The organism is Pedobacter frigidisoli, assembly GCF_032678525.1.
GTDB classification, from domain to species: domain Bacteria; phylum Bacteroidota; class Bacteroidia; order Sphingobacteriales; family Sphingobacteriaceae; genus Pedobacter; species Pedobacter frigidisoli_A.
Genome location: NZ_JAVTSE010000001.1, coordinates 1,126,980 through 1,144,143, shown reverse-complemented (window position 1 = coordinate 1,144,143; position 17,164 = coordinate 1,126,980). Strand labels below are relative to the sequence as shown.

Genomic DNA, 17,164 nt, shown 5'->3' with positions numbered 1-17,164 from the left:
TAAAAAAAGGGCTTTAGGTTTTACCTAAAGCCCTTTTTTTATGTTGAAATTTACTTAAATCTTGATAAAACCGTCAGTAACAGGAAGCTCCCATATTATTGACCTCGCTTAAACCTTTAAAACATAAATAAATCAAAATAACTGCCCATTTCATATATACAACCAATCCACTAATTCTATTTTTCACACAAAAAAGCTGATGGCGCATATTCTGCTACAACCGACAGCACTGTTATTGATACCACTGTAAAAGACACTAAAGTTGTAGATACAATGAAAGATTCTACGACAATTGATACAGCCACGAAAATGTAATCTTTTCAGCAATCGCAGAAAGGCTTTGGACAAAATCCAAAGCCTTTTTGTTTTTATACATCCGAAATGGATTATTAACCGATCAATTATAGTAAATTTGCGGCAAAATTATAAACCGCATAATGAATTTAACATCGCTGCAAGCAATCTCGCCTATTGATGGTCGTTACAGAAAGACAACCGAAAACCTGTCTGCCTATTTTTCGGAAGAAGCTTTAATTAAATACCGTGTTTTTGTAGAAATAGAGTACTTCATTGCCTTGTGCGAAATTAATTTAAATGGCTTAGAAAACTTCGATAAAAGCCTGTATGCCAATCTACGTGAAATTCATGAGAAATTTTCTGAAGCAGATGCATTGGAAATTAAAGAAACAGAAAAAGTAACCAATCACGATGTCAAAGCAGTGGAGTATTTTATCAAATCCAAATTTGATTCGTTGGCATTAGATAACTACAAAGAGTTCATTCATTTCGGCTTGACTTCACAAGATATCAACAATACAGCCATTCCATATTCTGTGAAGTTGGCATTGAATGAAACTTACCTCCCTGCTATTCAATCACTAATTGAAAAAATAAAGGAATTAGCTGTTGAGTGGGCACACATTCCAATGCTTGCACATACTCACGGACAACCGGCCTCTCCTACTAAACTCGGAAAAGAATTTCTGGTTTTCGCCGATCGTCTGACCATACAGCTTGAATCTTTGAAATTAATTCCTAACAGCGCAAAATTCGGGGGGGCAACAGGAAACTTTAACGCGCACCATATTGCCTACCCTGAAGTAAATTGGGTTGATTTTTCAAATCAGTTTGTAAATGAAACCTTAGGCTTAACCAGAGCACAACATACTACTCAAATCGAGCATTACGATCAATTTGCGGCACAGTGCGACGCATTGAAAAGAATTAATAACATTATCATTGATTTAGATCGGGACATCTGGACCTACATTTCAAAAAATTATTTTAAACAAAAAATTAAAGCTGGAGAAATCGGCTCATCAGCTATGCCACATAAGGTAAATCCAATTGACTTCGAAAATGCAGAGGGAAATGCAGGTATTGCGAATGCATTATTTGAATTTTTTGCCGCAAAGCTGCCCATCTCAAGATTGCAAAGGGATTTAACTGACTCAACGGTACTAAGAAATATTGGCGTTCCATTTGGTCACACTTTAATTGCAATTAATGCTACATTGAGAGGGCTTAACAAAATTCTACTTAATGAAGCTGCTTTAAACGCCGATTTAGAAGATAACTGGGCGGTGGTTGCCGAAGCTATTCAGACCGTATTGCGTAGACAAAACTTTCCAAATCCTTACGAAGCTTTGAAAGAGCTAACCAGAACAAATACTAAAATAAACGCAGCAAGTATTGCTGCATTTATCGAAGGTTTGGCTGTAACTGACGATGTAAAAAAGCAATTGAGAACGATTACCCCATTTAATTATACAGGAATCTTTTAAGCCCATTAAATTGACGCTAAACAGACAGCGTTAAAAAAGATAATTGATGACTAATTCTTAATTTTGTTTATTCAAATTGATTAAGACATGACGATTAACGTATATACAGAACAAACGCCGAATCCAGCTACCATGAAATTCATGGTGAACAAGCTGTTGATTAATGGAAGTGAGGATTTTGCAACTAAAGAAAGTGCTGAGCAATCTCCTTTCGCGAAAGAGTTATTCAAGTTCAACTTTGTTTCTGGTGTATTTTTCGCCAGCAATTTTGTAACCATCACCAAAACAGATGATGCAGACTGGTCAGATATCGAAGCGATTCTGAAAGAGTTCGTAAAGGGAGCAGTTGAATCTGAATTAAAAATCAAAGAAGCGACTGCTGAGGAAGCACCAGCTTTTGAAGGTTCTGAAACTGAAATTAAAATTCAGCAGATTCTTCACGATTATGTTCGGCCGGCTGTAGAGCAAGACGGTGGTGCGATTACCTATAAATCTTTTGATGAAGGCGTGGTAACAGTAGAATTACGCGGTTCATGCAGTGGGTGCCCTTCATCAACCATTACCTTGAAATCAGGTATTCAGAATCTGTTGCAGAGAATGGTTCCAGAAGTTACGGAGGTTGTTTCTGAGGCACTTTAATATCGCGCATTTTTCATAGTACATATCAGAATGGCCTGCTTAATGAGCAGGCCATTCCTCGTTTATATCTATTATATAATGAGCTATTTCTCCGGGATAGATTGGCGGTGGATGTTAACTAGATAAAATATCTTTTAATAGCTTCGAGCATCTCAGCGGTTAGTTTTCCATTGGTTGCCAATATCTCCCTTTTAACGAAATAATCATTACCTCCGGAAAAATCGAACACCTCACCTCCTGCCTGCTGCACGATGAAACACCCTGCAGCAAAATCCCACTGTTGGAGATTATACTCGAAGAATGCGTCAAAACGACCACAAGCGGTGTAAACAAGATCAATAGCAGCAGCACCAATACGTCGAACGCCATGACTTTTCTGCATCATCTCTTCAAGTAACTTTAAATACTGAGCTTGCTTATCGAACTGGTAATATGGAAATCCTGTTGCCAGAAGGCTCGATTTTATATCCGGGTTATTTGATACCTTGATTTCTTTCTTATTTAAATAGGCTAGTCCATCCTTGTAAGCATAAAACATTTCACCACGGTTCAATTCGCAAACCACGCCAATAACCGGTAGGCCATCTTCATAAAGCGCTACACTGATGCCATAAGCCGGAATACCATGTATAAAATTGGTAGTTCCATCCAGCGGATCAATAATCCAGGTGTAGGTTTTACCTGCCCGGTTAATTGTTTTCTCCTCAGTAATAAAGCCTGCATCAGGGATCAATTTTTCCAGGTTCTGAACTAGCTTTCGCTCTGCCGTTTTATCAACGTAAGAAACCATGTCATTTAAACCTTTGTATTCAATTTTATTGACGTCAAACTGCATAGACTCTTTACGGATGAAATTCCCGGTGAGTCGTACAATTGAGATCACTTTATTGCATAGTAATTCGTAATTCATAGCCGTTTAACAAATCCCCGGATGGGTTGTTGTCATTTTAATGAAATTATTGTGCGAAATTATTTTTATTTCTTAAAGCATAAGCACTTAATGCAATGCCTCCCACAACCAGAAAAGTAGATATCATTTCTGCCTGTGTGAAGGATAAACCAAGTACGTGGTATTTAGAATTTACTCTGATTAACTCGATACAGAAACGTTCAATACCATTTAAAATCATATAAATCCCAAACATCAGTCCCGGTGCTTTAATCTTGTCACGTATACTCCATAAGAATGCGAAAAGGATAAAGCATATGATTACTTCATAAATTGGAGTGGGATAAACTCCCTGAGCCAGTTCATTGCAGAACTTACCGGTACACCCAGCAATCGGAATTCCTTCGCCCACTACGTTATTTGGATATTGATACGACCATAACCAGTCAGGTAGCCACGAAAAAGGTTTTGGATTTGCGTTCACAATACCCCAGTCGCCATCCCCTGCCAGGTGACAACCAATTCTGCCGACTGCATATGCGAGCATCATTCCCGGTCCACCCACATCGAGCATGTGTAAGGGTTTAATCCCATTGCGTTTAGCTATAATCAGCACAGCAGCACCACCGCAGATTAACCCACCATAAAATGTTAATCCACTAAAAGACAACAGGCGCTCTATGGGATGCTGAACAAAATCATCCCAATATTCCAGGTTATCGAAAAACTTAGCACCCAAAAAACCCCAAACTGCTGCCCACACAATAAGGTTACTCATAATCTGGTACGGATGTACTGTAACCTCTTTTTCTTTTGGTTTATCTAGTTTATGTTTATCTTTCTCTTTATAATCCCAATAGGCAAAAAGTCCCGCAAAGAACAATCCTCCGAAAATATTCCCTTTTGCTGACATTAGAATAGCTTGCGCATCATTCACAAACATGGAATAATTTAACAAGGCATAAACCAGTTTATAACCGATGATAAACCCAAAAAGTCCATTCATGATCAGATCAGAAGTGGTTGCTTTTTGTCCTACTATAACGATCCTTTTAAATGGATGTAAAACGCCAAGACTTTCCTTACGCTTTAATTCCTTAGTAAAAGCCCAATAACCTGCAACAAAAGCAAGGGCAACAAAAACACCGAAAGTATTAAATGGCAAAGGCAGATTGATGCCCAGTAGGTATTCTAAAAAATGAGATACGGTAGGAAACATAATAATAATTTGCAACGAAGATAGGAAAGAAAGGTTAAAGTTTTGGTACCACAAACTGATAATTGCTACCAGATCATAACCTTCCTGATACTAACGATTAATGATGTGCATAAACCGTTTCAAGCTCTGCAACTTCAACTTCGCCATCTGCAGTCATTTCGAATAGCTTAACTGCTTTTAATTCATTAACCATTAAAGGATCATATTTGGCGCGAACCTTAACATAGTTTTTAGTAAAACCGTGCATGTAGCCCATTTTATGGTCAGCTTCAAATAATACCTCACCTTCTGTACCAATCTGCGATTGGTAAAATGCCCTTCGTTTCTTGTCAGAGAGAATATGCAGCATTTTACTACGTTCGTTGCGTTCGCTACCAGGCACAACGCCTTTCATTTCAGCAGCTACTGTTAACTCCCTTTCAGAATAAGTAAAAACATGCAGATATGAAATATCAAGCTCATTTAAAAACTGATAGGTATCAAGAAAATCCTCTTTGGTTTCACCAGGAAAACCAACGATTACATCAACACCTATACAGCAGTGTGGCATCACTTCCTTGATTCTTGCCACCCGTTCCACATACAAATCTGTACGGTAACGGCGGCGCATCAATCCTAATATCCTATCAGAACCCGATTGTAATGGGATATGAAAATGCGGGACAAATCGCTTTGAAGTGGAAACAAATTCAATGATCTCATTACTTAACAAGTTAGGCTCAATCGACGAAATACGAATTCTTTCAATACCTTCAACTTCATCCAGCGCTTTAACCAGATCAAAAAATTTATCCTCTCGCTGACCATTGCGAATACCAAAATCGCCAAGGTTTACTCCGGTTAATACGATTTCTTTAACACCACTCTCAGCTATCGATTTCGCACGATTAACCACATTTTCGATGGTATCGCTCCTGCTGGCGCCCCGGGCAAGCGGAATCGTGCAATAGGTACAAGGGTAATCACAACCATCCTGAACCTTTAAGAAAGTTCTGGTTCTATCGCCAATTGAATAAGAGGCAATGAAGTTGTGATTCACTTTTTCGATATTTTGCTGATGAACTACTGTTTTTGGATTTTTGGTCAGGTCGGTAATGTATTCAACAATTCTGAATTTTTCAGCTGCTCCCAAAACCATGTCCACACCTTCAATTTCGGCAATTTCCTGTGGTTTAAGTTGAGCATAGCAGCCCACAATGGTCACAAAGGCATTCGGGGAATATTTCAATGCCTCCTTAACAACCTTGCGGCACTTTCTATCTGCATGATCGGTAACAGAGCAGGTATTAATCACATACACATCGGCTTTATCCTGAAATTCTACTACGGCATAACCTGCGTCGGTAAATAAACGACCAATGGTAGAAGTTTCTGAAAAGTTTAACTTACAACCTAATGTATAAAATGCGACCTTTTTCATCTAGCGTGCAAAGATAGGAAATTAGATTTGAGTATTAAGACGCAGGATTCTACATTAGAGGTAAATTACAGTGAAATAACATTTCATTTAACGAAACCCTGACTATTGAATCCTATTTATCATTCCAACGATAACTTTCCTGCTCAAAGCCAGCCAAATCCAGTACACGGTTTACAACGGTACCTGCAACTTCTTCGATAGTTTTTGGTAAGCTGTAAAAAGAGGGATTTGCAGGACAAATGATTCCCCCGGCTTCCGTTACCATTTTCATATTGTTAATATGGATTAAACTAAAAGGGGTATCACGAACAACAGCAATCAGTTTTCTACGTTCCTTCAAAATTACATCAGCAGCTCTCGAAATCAAATCATTAGAGATTCCATGCGCTATCCTTCCAAGCGTCCCCATAGAACATGGAATAATAATCATCGTGTCGTACTTTGCAGAACCGGAAGCGAAAGGTGCATTGAAATCGTTTTTGCTATAAAAAGTAAAGTCATTGTAATCGTTAAAACGCTTGTTGCCCAGCTCAAATTCCCAGACTTCTTTGGCATTATCGCTCATTACTATACCAACTGAAGTAATCTGATCTTTCAAATCATTCAAATGATCAAATAAAACTTTTGCATAAATAGCCCCACTCGCACCAGTTACCGCAACAATTACTTTCTTTTTATTCATTATACAAAAGTAGCTAATCTAGGTCATAAAAAAAGGGCCAGAACATTGTTCTGACCCTACATCTACCTATGAAAAACATACCCTCGAAAGGGTAAGAACAAATATATATATTTTTTTAAAAAAAGATAATTGTGAAACGTTAAATAGTACTAATGATTACGATATTTTTTAAAATAAATACAAAATACTGAATATCAATAGATTAATTTAATAAAAAAAGACTTACGGAACATAAGTTCACAATTAAAATGATAAATACCCGAATGTAACGACATTCGTTTGTATAATAAATTAGCTATTTTTAAGAAGTAAAACAGACAATAATACCATCCTTTGCATGTAAATATTATGTAAGCAGTCCTATGACCGGCGAATACAGCCAAATTTATTGACTCAAAATGAAACAATGAAAATCCATTTCAGGAACAATAAAACAAAAATCAATCAACAATCTGAAAATAAACAGCGTAGATTTAAATTATAAATCAGCCGGTTTTATCCGCCGCAATGCCAGTCAACTTCGACCTGATTCTACTTAAGGTTTCCAGTCTCATACAAAGAAAAGAAGCAATGTGTTTTAGCGGTACCCTGTTCACTAATTCAGGATAAGATCTGGTAAATCGGAGATACCTTTTTTCAGCAGATTGCAGTCTGGAGATATATGCCCTTTCGCAGGCAGCCAGGTAGTGTATCTGCGTCATCTTCCTGCCTACATAATTTGCGATATCAAAATTTAAATAGAGCTGGCGCGACATACTATGCGGAACGGCAATGGCAATCACATCTTCAATGGCTTGTACGTATTCTTCAGTATCTATATCCTCTTCCCACAAATTGCGTATGTTACCAACAAGTTCATATTCGGACGCAATCCATGTGGTTATTTCCTTGTTTTCTTCTTTCATATATCCACGCGCAACCCCCTTAAGCAGAAGAAAAATATACTTATTACGATGCAACGGTGATGAAATAAATTTGTTCTTCTTATAAACTACGGGGAAAGTCTGGTTGTTGATAATAAATTCAATCTCTGGCGTTAAATCATGAAAATTCCTGAATACAGTGATCAATGGGGAAAATCCATTAAAATCAGCCCACTTATCTTTAGCAACTTTTCTTTCAGGATTCATACTTTTAATGTCCTCATTAATGGAAAAACAGATGAGAGTAATGAGGCAAATTTAAACTATAAGAGGGGATTTATTTTATTTTTATTAAACAATTTTGATTGAGTGAGTGAAGCCAAACAATTTAATAACAAAAAAGGTAGACCAAAATGGCCTACCTTTTATTCATATCCTGGTGCTACACTTTTACTTCTGCGCCCCTTCAGGTGCCTTACCAATTAAATCCATAAACTGATCTAATTTGGGTGTAATAATAATCTGGGTACGTCTGTTCTTCGCCTTACCAGCCGGTGTAGCGTTATCGGCTATCGGGTTATATTCTCCTCTACCGCCTGCAGTTAACCGTTTCGGATCAACTGCATATTTGGTTTGCAGAACTTGCACCACTGATGATGCACGCAATGCGCTTAAATCCCAATTATTTCGAATGTTAGGCTGCGTTATGGGAACATTGTCAGTGTTTCCTTCAATTAAAACATCATAAGTATTATAGTCCTTAATAATTTTTGCTATTTTATTCAGGGTCTCACCTGCCTTATCCGATACCTCGAAGCTTCCGGATTTGTAAAGCATGTTATCAGCCAGTGAAATGTAAACTACACCTTTTAACACCTGTACATCAACATCACTTAACTCTTCCCTGCTTAAAGAACGGGTAAGATTATTTGTCAACACCATGTTAAGTGAATCGCTTTTGTTTTTAGCGTTAACAAGCTGTTTAATATACTTATTTGAACTGTTAATCTCATCCACCAGTTTCGAGATGTTTACATTACCCTGATTACTGGAATTCAAACATTTATTCAGGGCATCCTGTAAGGCTGCTACATTGGCTTTTTCAGAAGAAATTTGTTCCTCTAAACTTTTTACCCTACTGGTTGAGCCCGATAGTTCTCTCTGGCTATCCTGATATTTATTACTTAGCTCCTGATTCCTTTCTCTCAGTTTAGCATAGGTATCTTGAAGTTCTGCGTATTTCTTGTTGCTTACACAACCCGAAATCAGAACTCCCGCTAACAACATCATGGGGATTGATCTGTAAAATTTCATAATCTTCTATTTTTTAAGATTATACCATAACAATTTCCTTGCCGCAATGTTTGCATACGCTACCCCCGCTTGCTAAAGCGAGTTAATTTTTAATGAATCGAAAGATGCCAATGCCTTATAAGTCCTTAACCCGATACATCCTGAGTGGTATTCGCCATCAGTTACCGAAGCCACAGAGCCAGCCATGTTATCTAAAAACACCTCGATTTTGGTTCCTTTAGCTACCACTTTAATCCGGTGATTGGTATTTAGCTTTATCGGATATTTCGCTGTTGCCAACGGAACCCATTTTTGATTAACAGCTTTACCTATTTGAATTTGACCGCTATTTGCATTCAAGCCAACATAATAGCCCTCATAAGCATCTGCCCCAATCGCGGGGTACGAAACCCTGAACATCAATCCAGCATCACCCTCTGTCGTAATTCTGATATCCGCCTCATAACTAAAATCTTTAAAATTAGTATTGTTAGCAACGTATTTTGATCCGTTCATGCCATACCCGCCCGAACCCGCGTTAGAAGCGCATTGTATTGTTCCATCTTTATAAAACCAACCTCCACCATAAAAAACCCAGTTATCAGGCATTCCCCTGTCGAAATTTTCAACAAGATTACCTGTTATTTTTTTTGGTTGACCAATGGTTGGAAAAAGACTCAAACGAATATTTTCTGAGCCATAAGGCACCAAAGTAACTTCTTCAGTTTTCTCGTTGGAGAAAACAGGACTAACAGGTACATCAAACGCAACGAGTTTATTTGGAGCCAAACTCCAGGAAGATATTTTTTTTGCCTGTGCCTTCAGCTTAACGGGCGAAGATTCAGCAATAAATGGATTTGCTGGCATAGCCCCCTTTTTTACCTGGATCGAATGCGCGAGATCATTTTTATCGAAAGTAAGCCCGTAGTTCCATGCCGATTTTGGATAGATTTCATAATCTGCAAAACCGGCTAATGCATGTGTTTTGGTAACCCTATTCTCGGCCATAATTTCCAATGCATACACTAAAGGTCCGCGCTCAATGCTAACAGAATTGTTAACCTGATTCTTCGTAGCAATGTGCATAGGGAAATTTAACACAAGTTGATCACCGTCTTTCCATTGGCGCTTAATTTTCAACAGTTTACCCTGTTTAACGCCTTTTACTGCTGCTCCGTTAATTTTTATCAAAGGAAGGTTACACCAGCTCGGGATTCTTAAAATCAAAGGAAATACAGCCGCACCTGTTATTGAAAATTTTAACCTGATCTGTTCTTCAAAAGGATAATTTGTGTCTTCCGCAATTTTGACTTTTTTAGCATTTTCAACGAAGGTTTCGATCTCCATAGGGCCGTAAGTAATTAAAGCCAAACCTTTATCAGGGGTAGCAGCAACAGCATTTTTAACGAAGTAAGGCCAACCCATATGCATATTATATCGGCAGCAACCATAGCCTGAATACGGACTTGAAACAATACCAGAGCTATAGTCCTGATTAAATCCCAGTTCTCCATGCGCACTCATGACCTGGTTAGGGAGTGTGTAGTAAGAGTGATTTTTAAAATCACTGCTAAATTGAGCGGGAAGTGCATTGAAGGCCACCTTTTCCAACTGATCGCCAATACTGGAGTCGTGGATAACCCTTGCTGCAGTTTCCAGACTTTGCATCCACTCCACTACAGTACAGGTCTCGACACCTGCCGTAGAGTTTCTGCCCGCAAGAAACTCAGTACCCGAACCTAAACCCTGAGGCTGTCCATGGTCGTTCATGATGTGCTCAATTCCTTTTGAAAACGCATCCATATTGTCTTTCGTTTCGTTTAGTTGAGCATAAATTACCGGATACTTGAGTGCCTGCGCCACATTTACCATATGTTTTGGCTGAAAGTCATCTCCAAAGAAATAAAATTGGTTGTTGCTGTAGATATCAATCCATGGATAAGCCTGTTGATTCAATTTTTCCACTAGCTTAAGTAAGTTTGGGTCGCCGGTCTTATTGTACAACCATAATGCAATTTCCATATTATCACCAGCCCTTGATTTGCCCCATTCCTTAAGTGGATCAGCATCCAGATTGGCAAGTTCATAATTAAAATAGCGGGTTAAAAAAGGGATTACCCTCTTATCTGCTGTGGCCTCAAAATAGCTTTGAAGTGCATACATCATGGGCATCCTTGGCCACCAGTCTTTCATTTTTTCTGGTCCGAATAAACCGCTTTGCTGTTGGCTGTTCAGTGTCCATTCAATATACTTTTGCGCTTTTGCCTTTAGGCTTGCATCATCAAGTGTGTAAGCCAGGGCAACTAAACCTTTTACGTAGTAAGGCACCCGCTCCCATCCATTGCCTTTGCCACCTAACCAATCTGTATTTTTACCCAGGTTATCATCTTCCGGATAAAGCGCTTCGGCAACCCCAGTAGCACCATCGCGTTGTTGTTCCAGTTGTTTCAATAACCAGCCCTTAGCCTTAATACTTCCTATTGGTAACTGAACATAAACATCCTGTTTCAAGGGGAGCCTGTTGAATTCGTTTAACTTTGATTGACCTTTTACCTCCAATACAGCCAAAAATATGATGGTAACGCAAAGCGATTTAAGAATTATGCTCATATAAGAAAACCCGGTTAGATATTTTTACTAAACTAACAATTCCATTTGAATTAATAAAACGTTTTAGCTTTCCTTCCGTTTAAAATAATCAAGTCTAGTACAGACTATGCCATCAACTCTTCAAATATTTTCTTTTGATAATAGCACATTTGGTCCACACCATTACGATCAAATTTCAGTAATAACTTCGCAATTGTAAAAAGAAGTTAAAAGCAATATATTTTTCTCAATTATTTTGACTGAGCGCAGCAATTTGCTTATTTTGCACCATTATAAACTGTCTGAATGCAAATACTTCAAATGGCGTTCATGTTGGTTTGTCCTAAAAACGCAAAGTTAAATGGTAAAGATTTTTATTGGCGGTCTGGCTGAGAATATTCAGGAAATGGATATTGCAATTTTTGTTAGTCTTCATGGAAAAATAGAAACGATTAAGGTAGTACGTGATCGCGCTACAAAAAAGTGTAAAGGATATGCATTCATTGAGCTTTTAAGTTTGGATGATGCTAAAAATATCATTTCTATGCTAGATGGCGAAACTTTTAAGGGCAATGTAATCACTGTTAAACTTTGCGCCGAAGAAGCTCCGAAAAAAGCTTTCAAACCAAAACCAACCGGACAAAGTACAGGTTTCAAAAGCAAAAGACCAAGGGTACAACGCTAGTTACCACTCAATTCGTTTACTTGAGCTCTTCTTCATTTAGAACTAATTCCTTTTAGTAAATATTTTCAATTTAGTCTAATCGATTTCCGCAGTTAATGCTGTGTAGTTTACCTCGGTCCGTCGCAAAACCCACACTGCACTCTCCGCTTTCCATCGTCAAATAACCGATTATGAAAAAGGGATAAAGCCTGAATGACTTTACCCCTAAATAATCATTTATTTTGCAAATACCTCTTACCAGTAAACGCTGTAAAGTGCTACGATTAAACCTAACACAAGCAATGCACCCACTGCAAATGCACTCGAGGTTTTAAACATCTTAACATCAATTTCAAGTCCTTTAGCTTCTGCTTTCGTTTTATCTGAGAAACTGCTAATGATGATCATCCCTAAGATACAGAATACGAACACGATACCCATTCTATCTAAAAACGGTATCTCATACACACCGGAAGCAGTTTTCACACTGAATCCGATTCCCGAAAGCCACGACAAATCGGTAAGACCTGGTAGGACCTTCAGCACAATCGACAATAAGAATCCACCAATGGTTGCAAATAATGCTGCCGCAGATGTTGTTCTCTTCCAGAAGAACCCTAAAATAAACATGGCAAAAATACCTGGAGAAACGAAACCAGTATATTCCTGAATGTACTGGAAACCGCCTTTTTTGTCGATACCCAGATGTGGTGCAATTAATACACCTAAAATCATGGCTACAACAATAGATACTTTCCCGGTGTTAACCAGATTCTTCTCAGTAGCATCAACTTTAAGCACTTTTTTATAGATATCTAAAGTAAAAATGGTAGCAATACTATTTGCCTTACCAGCTAAAGATGCCACAACAGCAGCGGTTAAGGCTGCAAATGACAATCCTTTTAATCCGGCAGGAAGTAAATTCAGCAGTACCGGGTAGGCCCGATCCGGATTTACCGCACCATCCTGAAGCATCTCCGTTTGGAAGGCGCCATCTTTATATAACACGTAAGCCGCGATACCAGGCAAAACAACAATAATTGGCATTAATAATTTCAATAACGCAGCAAACAATAAGCCTCCACGGGCAGTCTCTAAGTTAGCACCTAAAGCACGCTGAGTGATATACTGGTTACAGCCGAAATAGTTCAAATTAACAATCCACATACCCCCGATCAATACACTTAAACCAGGTAAGTCGATATAGTTTTCATTGTCTGGCTTAAATATCATGTGGAAATGCTCGGAAGCTTTAGTCGTCATTAGGCTATACCCTTCCAAAATCCCCGAAGTGCCATAATGTGTTGACACTAAATTAAGAGCTAAATAAGTAGTAGCAAGGCCACCAAGGATTAAAAAGAAAACCTGTATAACGTCAGTATAACCAATTACCTTCATACCGCCCAGGGTAATAATGATAGCAAAAACGGCAATGGCATACATACAGAATTCCAGATTGAAACCTGAGATACTACTTACTGCCAAAGCACCTAAATAAAGGATTGAGGTTAAATTTACCACTACATAAAGTAATAGCCAAAACACCGCCATAATCATGGCTACAGTACCATTATAACGTTCGTGGAGGAACTGTGGCATGGTTGCAATTTTATTCTTCAGGTAAACCGGCATAAAAAATACGGCTACTACAAGCAAGGTTACCGCACCCATCCATTCATATGATGCAATGGCAAGTCCCATTTTAAAACCCGAGCCGCTCATGCCGATAAACTGCTCAGCAGATATGTTCGATGCGATAAGTGACGCCCCGATAGCCCACCATGTTAAAGATCCTTCAGCTAAAAAATAATCTTTAGAACCTGTAGATTCTGATTTCTTTTTGTTGTAGATGTAAAGTCCGTAAGCGCCCACAATGATGAAATACACTGCAAAAACAATGTAATCCTTAGTGTCCAAGATGTTTTCTTTCATTTTATTTATTTGGTTATTTTAATTTATTTCTAGCTAATTACACTGGTTCCCTGATCTGTTGTTACCACATATGCTGCAAGGCTGAGACCGAATCTCTCTTCGTATCTCGAGCTGAGGTTTTCAATCAAATCATCAATCTTTTCATCCTTAACGATGTTAATGGTACAGCCTCCAAAACCGCCACCCATCATTCTGGCCCCCAAAACATAATCAAGCTCTTTTACTGAATCAACAAGAAAATCGAGCTCGGCACAGCTCACTTCGTAATCAACACTCAATCCGTGATGAGTTTGATACATCAGCTGACCAAGGCCATCAAGGTTGCCATTCTTAAGTTGTTCTGCAGCGGTAAGCAAGCGTTCAATCTCTTCAATCACGAAACGGCACTTATTGTAAACATCCAGGTCTTTGGGTTTCACATATTGTTCCAGCATCGCTAAATCAACATCGCGCAGGCTGTTTACACTTGTGTAAGCTTCTTTTACCCATGCCACCCCTTGCTCGCATGAGGCTCTTCTTTTATTGTAAGCCGAATCGGCTAAAGAGTGCTTAACGTTGGTGTTCAGCAATACCAGCTTATATCCATCCAGTTTTAAAGGAATATAAATGTACTTCATCGAACGGCAATCAAGCATAACCGCATGGTCTTTCTTTCCAAACACCGAAGCAAACTGATCCATAATTCCGCAGTTTACTCCTGCAAAGGTATGCTCAGCCTTTTGCCCGATGAGGGCAATATCCATTTTCGGAATCTCTAGATTAAACAATTGATCAAGCGCATAACCTGTTGCACACTCCACTGCGGCCGAAGAGGATAATCCGGCGCCCAGTGGCACATCTCCGTCAATATAGAAGTTAAATCCCCCAAGAATATATCCTCTCTTCTGGATTTCATCGGCAACGCCAAGGATGTAATTTGCCCAATCGTTATCCGATTTTTTAAGATCTTTAACTGAAGAAACATCAAGTTGCTGGTAGCCTTCAGAGAACAGATGAACTTCATGATCATCCCGCTTAGAAATCCCTACATAAATGGCCTTATCAATGGCTGCAGGCATTACAAAACCCTCATTGTAATCGGTGTGTTCTCCGATAATGTTAATTCTGCCAGGAGAACGTACTATTAATGGATCGGCATTAAAAATGCCTTTAAATATAGATTTAAGGTTTTCCAAATTCATATTTGAAATATTTAGTTTTCAGCTTTGCTGGTTTTATAATGAACTGTTGACATTTCTCTTAGTCGGTTTGCAGCAAATTCAGGTGTAATATCACGCTGAGGGTTTGCCAGCATCTCATAACCCACCATAAATTTCTTCACACTTGCCGAGCGTAAAAGTGGTGGATAGAAATGCATATGCCAGTGCCATTCAGGGTAGTCGCCATTATTTACGGGCGCCTGATGCATACCTGCTGAATAAGGAAATGAGGTTTCGAATAAATTGTCGTACTTAGTAGTCACCACTTTGATGGTTTCGGCCAACGCTCTCTTTTCAGTACTGGTAAAAAGTTTAATGCTATTGATATGGCGTTTACTGATGACCATCACCTCATATGGCCAAACAGCCCAAAATGGAACAAGTGCAACAAAATGATCGTTCTCAAATACAATCCGCTCAGCCTTTTTAAGCTCCAGTTTCAAATAATCGCCTAACAAGCTTCTGCGGTGAACAGCAAAATGGGTTTTCTGACGACCAGTTTCCTTCACAATTTCCAAAGGAATATCACTCTGCGACCAGATTTGACCATGCGGATGCGGATTGCTGCAACCCATAATCTCACCCTTGTTCTCAAAAATCTGAATATATTTAATCCACTCCTGTTCTGCTAGCTTATTGAATTCATTCTGCCACACTTCAACAACCGCCGTAATCCCGTCAATACTCATTTCAGGTAAGGTTAGGTTGTGCTTAGGACTGAAACTGATCACCCTGCATATACCTTTCTGGTTGTTGGCAACCAAAAGATTATCTTCATTTAGTCCACCATCAGGCGTATCAGATAACAATGCGGCGAAATCGTTGTTAAAAACAAAACTTTCCTTATAATCGGGATTGGTATCCCCATCAGCCCTGCCATTTCCCGGACATAAGTAGCACTTTAGGTCATACTCCGGACGGTTGTCTGGTGTTAAATCCTCAACTTTTCCTTGCCAGGGCCTTTTAGTGCGGTGTGGTGAAACCAAAACCCATTCGCCTGTTAAAATATTTAAACGGGTATGCGGATTGTTGTCTAATTCAAATGTAGAATTCATATTGTGTTTGTGCTGTCAGGATTTAGCCTCTTTTTTGGTTAAAATATCTATGGCGCAAATTATAAAATTATTATTAATTGTCAAGCAGACATTTAATAATAATTTTTATATTCGTAAAAAAATGAACATCTTAAAGCTTTCAAAATAGTATTGTTAAATGAAAGAGTATTCTAAGCAGCCACATTACCTTGTTGCTGTAGATTGCATTGTATTTGGATTTGATGGCGAACACCTCAAAATTCTATTGGTAAAAAGGGGGCTTGAACCTGAAATAAACAAATGGAGTTTAATGGGCGGATTTCTTGGTCCAGATGAAACTCCGGACGATGCGGCCAACAGGGTACTTAAAAAAACCACAGGTTTGGAAGGTGTTTATCTGGAACAGCTCCAGGTTTACGGAGCGCCAGACCGGGATCCAATCGAACGTACACTTTCAGTGGGTTACTTCGCACTGATTGATATTCATAAATATGAAGCGCAGCTGAACAATGACCATAAAGCGGAATGGTTTCTGATCAACGATCGTCCTAAACTAATTTTCGATCACGAACAGATGGTTTCCGATGCCCGTAAAAAACTCAGATACAAAGCCGCTCAACACCCTATCCTATTCGAAATGCTTCCCAAAAAGTTTACTATTCCACAGCTTCACATCCTGTTTGAAGAAGTAAACGATACCAAAATAGACACCCGAAATTTCAGTCGCAAAATTACCTCTACAGGCTTGCTCATCAAATTAGATGAAAAAGATAAGACAGGGTCAAAAAAAGGGGCTTACTATTTTAAACTTGATAAAAAGAAATATGCAGCAAATGCCCAGGCATATTTAAGCTTAATTCCAAACGCAAAAACTTAAAAAAGTGTTTCCTAATAACACTCACACTATTTAGAATCGATCTAAAATAAGACTCACCCCTGACAATAATGTAATAAATT

At 38.7% G+C, this 17,164-nt stretch carries 14 protein-coding genes; 4 read left to right on the top strand and 10 right to left on the bottom strand.

Features of this window, described 5'->3' with window-relative positions:
• Nucleotides 1–437 precede the first annotated feature (437 nt).
• Together purB and R2Q80_RS04800 are read left to right on the top strand one after the other, a co-directional pair.
• Complete coding sequence (gene purB / locus R2Q80_RS04805; RefSeq protein ID WP_316798497.1) at nt 438–1,784, top strand: adenylosuccinate lyase; 1,347 nt, start codon at nt 438–440, stop codon at nt 1,782–1,784.
• 87 nt (nt 1,785–1,871) lie between these two features.
• On the top strand, nt 1,872–2,423 hold the full coding sequence (locus R2Q80_RS04800; protein WP_316798496.1) for a NifU family protein: 552 nt from the start codon (nt 1,872–1,874) through the stop codon (nt 2,421–2,423).
• 118 nt (nt 2,424–2,541) lie between these two features.
• Here the strand turns inward: R2Q80_RS04800 and R2Q80_RS04795 are convergent, their stop codons facing one another.
• The 7 genes from R2Q80_RS04795 to R2Q80_RS04765 form a co-directional block, all read right to left on the bottom strand.
• The gene (locus tag R2Q80_RS04795) at nt 2,542–3,333 is read right to left on the bottom strand and encodes an inositol monophosphatase family protein (RefSeq protein ID WP_316798495.1); all 792 of its coding nucleotides are present in this window, start codon (nt 3,331–3,333) and stop codon (nt 2,542–2,544) included.
• 46 nt (nt 3,334–3,379) lie between these two features.
• A complete protein-coding gene (locus R2Q80_RS04790) occupies nt 3,380–4,531 on the bottom strand; it encodes a prolipoprotein diacylglyceryl transferase (protein WP_316798494.1) in 1,152 nt (383 codons plus the stop codon).
• A 97-nt stretch (nt 4,532–4,628) separates the two neighbouring features.
• Nucleotides 4,629–5,951, bottom strand: a complete 1,323-nt coding sequence (mtaB, locus tag R2Q80_RS04785; RefSeq protein WP_316798493.1) for a tRNA (N(6)-L-threonylcarbamoyladenosine(37)-C(2))-methylthiotransferase MtaB — start codon at nt 5,949–5,951, stop codon at nt 4,629–4,631.
• 112 nt (nt 5,952–6,063) lie between these two features.
• Complete coding sequence (locus R2Q80_RS04780; protein ID WP_316798492.1) at nt 6,064–6,633, bottom strand: UbiX family flavin prenyltransferase; 570 nt, start codon at nt 6,631–6,633, stop codon at nt 6,064–6,066.
• 485 nt (nt 6,634–7,118) lie between these two features.
• Complete coding sequence (locus R2Q80_RS04775; RefSeq protein WP_316798491.1) at nt 7,119–7,763, bottom strand: Crp/Fnr family transcriptional regulator; 645 nt, start codon at nt 7,761–7,763, stop codon at nt 7,119–7,121.
• A gap of 183 nt (nt 7,764–7,946) precedes the next feature.
• A complete protein-coding gene (locus R2Q80_RS04770) occupies nt 7,947–8,810 on the bottom strand; it encodes an OmpA family protein (RefSeq protein WP_316798490.1) in 864 nt (287 codons plus the stop codon).
• A 72-nt stretch (nt 8,811–8,882) separates the two neighbouring features.
• Nucleotides 8,883–11,399: a beta-L-arabinofuranosidase domain-containing protein gene (locus tag R2Q80_RS04765; RefSeq protein WP_316798489.1), complete on the bottom strand. Its 2,517-nt coding sequence runs from the start codon at nt 11,397–11,399 to the stop codon at nt 8,883–8,885.
• A 340-nt stretch (nt 11,400–11,739) separates the two neighbouring features.
• Here R2Q80_RS04765 and R2Q80_RS04760 point away from each other — a divergent pair, with 340 nt between their 5' ends.
• Nucleotides 11,740–12,063, top strand: coding sequence for an RNA-binding protein (locus R2Q80_RS04760; RefSeq protein ID WP_316798488.1), 324 nt, complete (start codon nt 11,740–11,742; stop codon nt 12,061–12,063).
• A gap of 234 nt (nt 12,064–12,297) precedes the next feature.
• Here R2Q80_RS04760 and R2Q80_RS04755 read toward each other — a convergent pair whose 3' ends face one another.
• Genes R2Q80_RS04755 through R2Q80_RS04745 form a run of 3 tightly spaced genes read right to left on the bottom strand, consistent with a single transcriptional unit; the run spans nt 12,298 to nt 16,228 of the window.
• The gene (locus tag R2Q80_RS04755; RefSeq protein WP_316798487.1) at nt 12,298–13,974 is read right to left on the bottom strand and encodes a sodium/sugar symporter; all 1,677 of its coding nucleotides are present in this window, start codon (nt 13,972–13,974) and stop codon (nt 12,298–12,300) included.
• A gap of 29 nt (nt 13,975–14,003) precedes the next feature.
• A complete protein-coding gene (locus R2Q80_RS04750; RefSeq protein WP_316798486.1) occupies nt 14,004–15,155 on the bottom strand; it encodes a galactokinase in 1,152 nt (383 codons plus the stop codon).
• An 11-nt stretch (nt 15,156–15,166) separates the two neighbouring features.
• On the bottom strand, nt 15,167–16,228 hold the full coding sequence (locus R2Q80_RS04745) for a UDP-glucose--hexose-1-phosphate uridylyltransferase (RefSeq protein ID WP_316798485.1): 1,062 nt from the start codon (nt 16,226–16,228) through the stop codon (nt 15,167–15,169).
• A 157-nt stretch (nt 16,229–16,385) separates the two neighbouring features.
• On the opposite strand from R2Q80_RS04745, the gene R2Q80_RS04740 reads away from it, so the two are divergent.
• Nucleotides 16,386–17,084 (top strand): NUDIX hydrolase, encoded by a 699-nt coding sequence (locus tag R2Q80_RS04740; RefSeq protein WP_047801285.1) that lies wholly within the window; start codon nt 16,386–16,388, stop codon nt 17,082–17,084.
• The last annotated feature ends 80 nt before the right edge of the window (nt 17,085–17,164 follow it).